Raw genomic sequence first — 5,456 nt, forward strand, 5'->3', positions numbered from 1 at the left:
AATTCTTACCAAAAAGGAGCCATTTCTTACCAAAAACACAAACTATTTTACACTACCAACATACTTGATACATATTAAACAAATGCATATTATCTACTGTCTCTATTGTCTTCCAAATACACATCTCAACTCGACCATACGCATAAACTGACATATCTCCAGCAAACCCCAATAGTCTAGGTCTATTTACACCATGAAGTTTCTTTGGTTTTGATAAATAACCCCAATATATGTTGGGATTATTCTTAATAAATACTTCTCCAAAATACGCTGAAATATCAACTGCTATCATAATTGTATTTAGAGACAGCTTTCGTCTATCGCTCATAATATGTGCTTTTATCCAATCTGGACGCATAGTTGATTCCAACATTAATTCTTGTTCATCCTTTGTACACACCTCAATATGATTTGAAAACCAATCACATAATTCAATTAATGAACTGGGTGTTTTATCCAATACCATACGCGTTCCCGTTAAATTAATATACTTTTCTAAATTCTGTATCCTCTGCTCTATGGTATCAATATACCATACAAAATATTGTTCAGCTTGCTTTTTCTTCATATCTTCAAATGATATAAGTTCAAACGGCGGGGTCATTCCATTATATTGCATACATGTCACCTCTTATAACTGTTAATGAATAACATACTGGATTCCATTTTGTGTCAAGAAATCAAGTAATTGTTGAGTTGCACCACCCCGACCAGTAATATCACTTCTAAAAAACTCCCAAACAACAGCGGTAACATCTCCATTTTTCATTAAATATGCATCTTTCAATATCTGCGTTTTTATTCTTCGGCTCAGACAGGTTGGCTTCATATGCAACTCTATTTCAATATTGGCCCACATACCTTCCACCTTTTACACATTAACAAATGTCTGAAAATATTTTTGTGAATTACCTGAGTGTGATATTGCCAAAGTTTGTTCTCCAGTTTGTCTATCTCATATTATTTTCTACGATTTCAATATCCGTCTCACCTACGGTTAAGATGTCTAATGTTTCGTAGTCAGCGTTGACAAACTCTACTTCATATCCTCTCTTTTCTTCAAAATATACATATAAAATTGTACCAATACATCCCATCTTAACTTTGTCTGATAAATTTTTTGTCGCTTTTACTACTTGCAATTCTTCATACATAAATGCGTTCACCTTTTCTTACAATACTCAAAGATCTCAATCTGCTCAATAGAACTAAATCTTTATATATTTATCCTACTTCTTTGTTGGTATCGCAGTAACCAATCTTACAAATCCATCGTTGTTTTTTATCCACGCAAATACAACATCTATCTTCTTCCCATTCGCTCCTACTATAGATATCAACTGATTGTATTTAATTCCATGTTCCGTAACAGCCGTCTGGACAGCCACATTTTCATCAAATACAATCTGTTTTGCAAGTTGTCCTGCATTTTCTTTTGTAAAACCTAATGCTTTTTCAAACCAATTCGCTTTAGAACCTCCTACAGGATGATCTTTATTTAATAAGTAAGTGTCCAATTTCTTTTCTACACTTTCTTTTTGAATGGCTAATGCAACATCATCTACAGAACTGTCTCCATCTGCCATATCCATTTGCAACCATGAAATTACACCGTTTGGCAAGTTCTGAATTCCCAAATACCGATACATTTGAATTCCTTGAACAATTCCAAATGTTTTTACATAATATGCCAGCCCTTGAATATTGGCAAGAACAACAGGTGTAACCTCGGCCACTACCACAATTGCAATGACTAACGCACCAACTTGTGCTACTGTTGTTAATACTGTATATACATCACATACACAATATATTTCCCAAGATAGATTAATATCTGCTTCCGATAAAACCGTTCCTTTAAAGAAACCACTTTCAGTTCCTTTTGGAACTTCACTCCAATTTTCATTCCACCATATACCGCTATGCTTATAATAACGACTTTCTCTACCAGCAATTTTCTGGAATACATTTTCCCTTGTGACTGACGACAAATTATGCATATATAACTTGGAACCTTCATTATTCGTGATTGCAATATACGTTAGTTCCTCAATGGTAAAGGCTTGCTTTTCATTATTCGCTACATTTTGAATAATCTGCCGAAATTGCTCTATTGGAATCGGGTTGTCTACTTTTCCATCTACCATCTGCATTAAATTGTCTAAATAATCAAAAGATGTGCAACTTATATTGTACCAGGTTCTTCCTGTATTAAACGCAATAGATGAATCATTCTCTTTTATAACAACAGTATCGTATTTTGTTGGTTGCAAATCATCGATATCACTTAATGTATCACCATCCGTATCTCTTTTTGACGGATTACTGTAAAAAGACCATGTATCAATTTCCTGCATTTTCTTTGTATACGGGTTATAAGCATGCACCTTGTAACTGGACTTTAATTCAATGATATCTGGTATACCATCATCGTCCGTGTCAATGGTTTCATCTCCTAAAGTAGGATCCTTGTCTAATGATACAACAGAACCGTTGGATAATCTTATCCAGCATCCCTGATTTACTTGTTCTCCCATTTTAGTAATTAATGGAGCAAGTGCAGATGCAAAATTTTGATTAATATTTGCAGTAACTCCATCGGTCTGGCTAACAAGACTATTGTATGTAGAATAATAAGATGGCGTTGTAACCACCGATACAACAAGCTCTTCTTCTACAAGTCTTCTTATCTCATCTGTAAGTGTTGCACCAGAATCTACAGATGTACCATTTTTATAATTTGCATCTGTTAAAAGTATTACATATTTTTTTACTCCTGTACGATATTCCATATTTCTTGCACAATACAACGCATCTACTACGGACTCCGGAGTATCTCCACCACCACTTACACCCAAAGTAGCTAACTCACTTTTAAAGGAAGATACACTTGTATACCAATCATAACTTTTGGTGGAACCAATTCCATCTGCATAAATATCTCTATATTCTACTAGTCCCAAGCGAATATCAACCTTATTTTCTTCCAGACTAGATACAACTGTCTCTATGTTATTTTTAACATTTTGTATTTCATTTCCCATAGAACCAGTAGTATCAATCACAAATACAACATCGGCTTTGCCTGCTTCAATAATACTATCTTCATTTTCCCAATCAATATTAAAAAAATAATCGGGCACCGATACTACCATATAAGTACTATAGTGACTAACTTCTGCTGATATTGTGCAATTGTCCATATTATGTGTTGTGTCTAATAATTCAAGTGCATTCTCTTCTTCGTTGTACCAAGCAATCGCTAAGTCGGTTAATTTATTTTTTTTCAAAATTTCATTACTGATTGTAAATGTTAATTGACTATTTTCAAAAGACAAGTCTTCATCATGAATAAAATCAAACGCAGTTCCTACAAGACAGTCAATATCCATTATTGTAGCATCATTTTCCAATGCCGTTGCATATATTTTTTGACTATAATCTCCTTTTCCCGTTATTTGAATATTGGGTAATGTTCCAACTTCTTGAAGCTGATATTGTTCCACCGTGTCTATTCTAACCGCTTGTGTTACGATTTCTTGGCTATCTATAACTCCATTTCCATCTGTATCAGAACTTAAAGGATTCAATCCACAAGCGATTTCTGTTCCGTCACTCATTCCATCCTCGTCTGAATCGTATTTTATAGGATTTGTCTTATGTAGATTAATCTCTTCATAATCATTTAATCCATCTTCATCCGTATCTTTTGAAAATGGATTGGTATCATATTCATATTCCTGTGATAATGTCAAACCATCTTCATCGTAATCATCCGCCAACCGGATATTATCAATCGGCAAACCTTGTAACAATAAATTTGTGTATATTGCTCTTTCCAAATAATTTTTTTCAATCTTGCCATCAGAAAGTTCTACATATTCAGTAGTATCTATTTCCCATGAATATAATACACAATTTTCTGCTACATTATTTGCTGAACCACCATGTCCATTAAATCCAAACAAAACACTCTGTCCGGCAGTAATATTTGCATTATATCCGGCATTTCTTATTACATAATGATTTCCTTCGTGGGACTCAATAACAGCATTCCAAATATTTGTTATTTCTCTTTCAAAATCAAACTCTAACACCCAATCTTCTAATGTCTTGTCCGTATTATTCGTAATCTGAATGCTACCTGTGAAACCACTTCCCCAATCACTATCAACCTGATATTGTACAGAATAATCTTCCTCTTGAACCTCTTTATTTTCTCCTACAACATTAAAATTTTCTGGGAACTCATTAAATGCTGTACTACCTGAAATACCAAATTCTATGCTTCCTCCAACAACAATATCCTGATTCCAGTCGGCATTCTTAATAATATATTGACTTTCTTCATGTGTAGAAATCTCTGCATTCCAAATATTGGTAATTTGATCATCATATTTAAATGATAAATACCAGTTCTGTATCGTATCATTTCCTGTGTTTTCAATCTTGACATTCGCATTATAACCGGATTCCCAAGAAGATGTTACCGAAAATGTAACATTATAATTTTCACCTTCATAAACTTTTTCATTCGCCACTTTTTTATGCTTTTTATTACGTGGCTTATCTTCAACTGGTTCCACGTTATTTCCCGAAACAGAAGTATCTGTTATTTCAATATTTTCTGTCGATGCTTCATTTTCACTTCCCGCTTCGCTAATTGCAATAATTTCCTGAATTTCACTGGTCGTTTCATTTTCCTGAGCGAATGCAGTTACATTTACTGTACTAATACACATTACGAATGCAAGCACTCCTGCTAAGATTCGTTGTTTTAATCTCTTCATAATACATTAACCTCCTAAAATTAAAAAAGCTGCAATGATAACCATTGCAACCGAACCGTCAATATAATAAAATACGTGTATTTTATTTTATTACTTAGACTTCATGTTTTGCGTCCTTACGTTTCCATAAGTTTGCCCTAATTTGATTATTAGCTTAATAAAATACAGTCTCACTTCCTTTCACTAAAGATATATTCACTGCAAAAGTATACTATATTATTTACCATATTTCAACAAATTTTACAGATGTCTTGTTTATCCCTTTCATTGAAATGTATTAAAAGCATCTCATCCAGTCCCAACTGCTATTTTTATAATTTATGTAACTATTCAGTACCCCATTAAGTACATCTTGATTTTTCGGCAAAATAGAGAAAATAAAATTTCTGTTTCGTCCTCGTTTTAGTGTAAAATGTGGATAGTTTTTCAATTTAGCTGCCAGGTACTTTGGATTTGCGGATTACTGAAATATAACTCCTTAGTTTTATCCAGATAACAGCATTTTTGTGGATTTTATCCGGGTGTTATCAGCATTTAATCTCTGATTTTTTGGGTTATCCACCGTCATTTTGACAGTATGCCAAAATCTTACGATTCGCTTTTTACCCCATTTTCCGTTAAAATAGAAGTATCAAATTTTAACGGAAGAAGGTGGTCTGATTGACA

4 protein-coding genes and 1 riboswitch are annotated in these 5,456 nt (G+C 33.6%); all 4 genes read right to left on the reverse strand.

Annotated elements, in window-relative coordinates:
* Positions 1-52: 52 nt before the first annotated feature.
* The 4 genes from ASU35_RS01485 to ASU35_RS01500 all read right to left on the reverse strand — a co-directional run bounded on the left by ASU35_RS01485 (position 53) and on the right by ASU35_RS01500 (position 4,790).
* On the reverse strand, positions 53-619 hold the full coding sequence (locus tag ASU35_RS01485; protein ID WP_058351354.1) for a hypothetical protein: 567 nt from the start codon (positions 617-619) through the stop codon (positions 53-55).
* Between the two features lie 21 nt (positions 620-640).
* Positions 641-859, reverse strand: coding sequence for a hypothetical protein (locus ASU35_RS01490; RefSeq protein ID WP_012741195.1), 219 nt, complete (start codon positions 857-859; stop codon positions 641-643).
* Between the two features lie 91 nt (positions 860-950).
* Entirely contained in the window at positions 951-1,154 is a 204-nt protein-coding gene (locus ASU35_RS01495) for a DUF4926 domain-containing protein (protein ID WP_058351355.1), read from the reverse strand.
* 75 nt (positions 1,155-1,229) lie between these two features.
* Positions 1,230-4,790, reverse strand: a complete 3,561-nt coding sequence (locus ASU35_RS01500; protein WP_058351356.1) for a cellulose binding domain-containing protein — start codon at positions 4,788-4,790, stop codon at positions 1,230-1,232.
* A 42-nt stretch (positions 4,791-4,832) separates the two neighbouring features.
* A riboswitch (cyclic di-GMP riboswitch) is annotated at positions 4,833-4,937 on the reverse strand.
* Between the last annotated feature and the right edge of the window lie 519 nt (positions 4,938-5,456).

The sequence above is a fragment of the Acetivibrio ethanolgignens genome (assembly GCF_001461035.1).
Taxonomy (GTDB): Bacteria; Bacillota; Clostridia; order Lachnospirales; family Lachnospiraceae; genus Velocimicrobium; species Velocimicrobium ethanolgignens.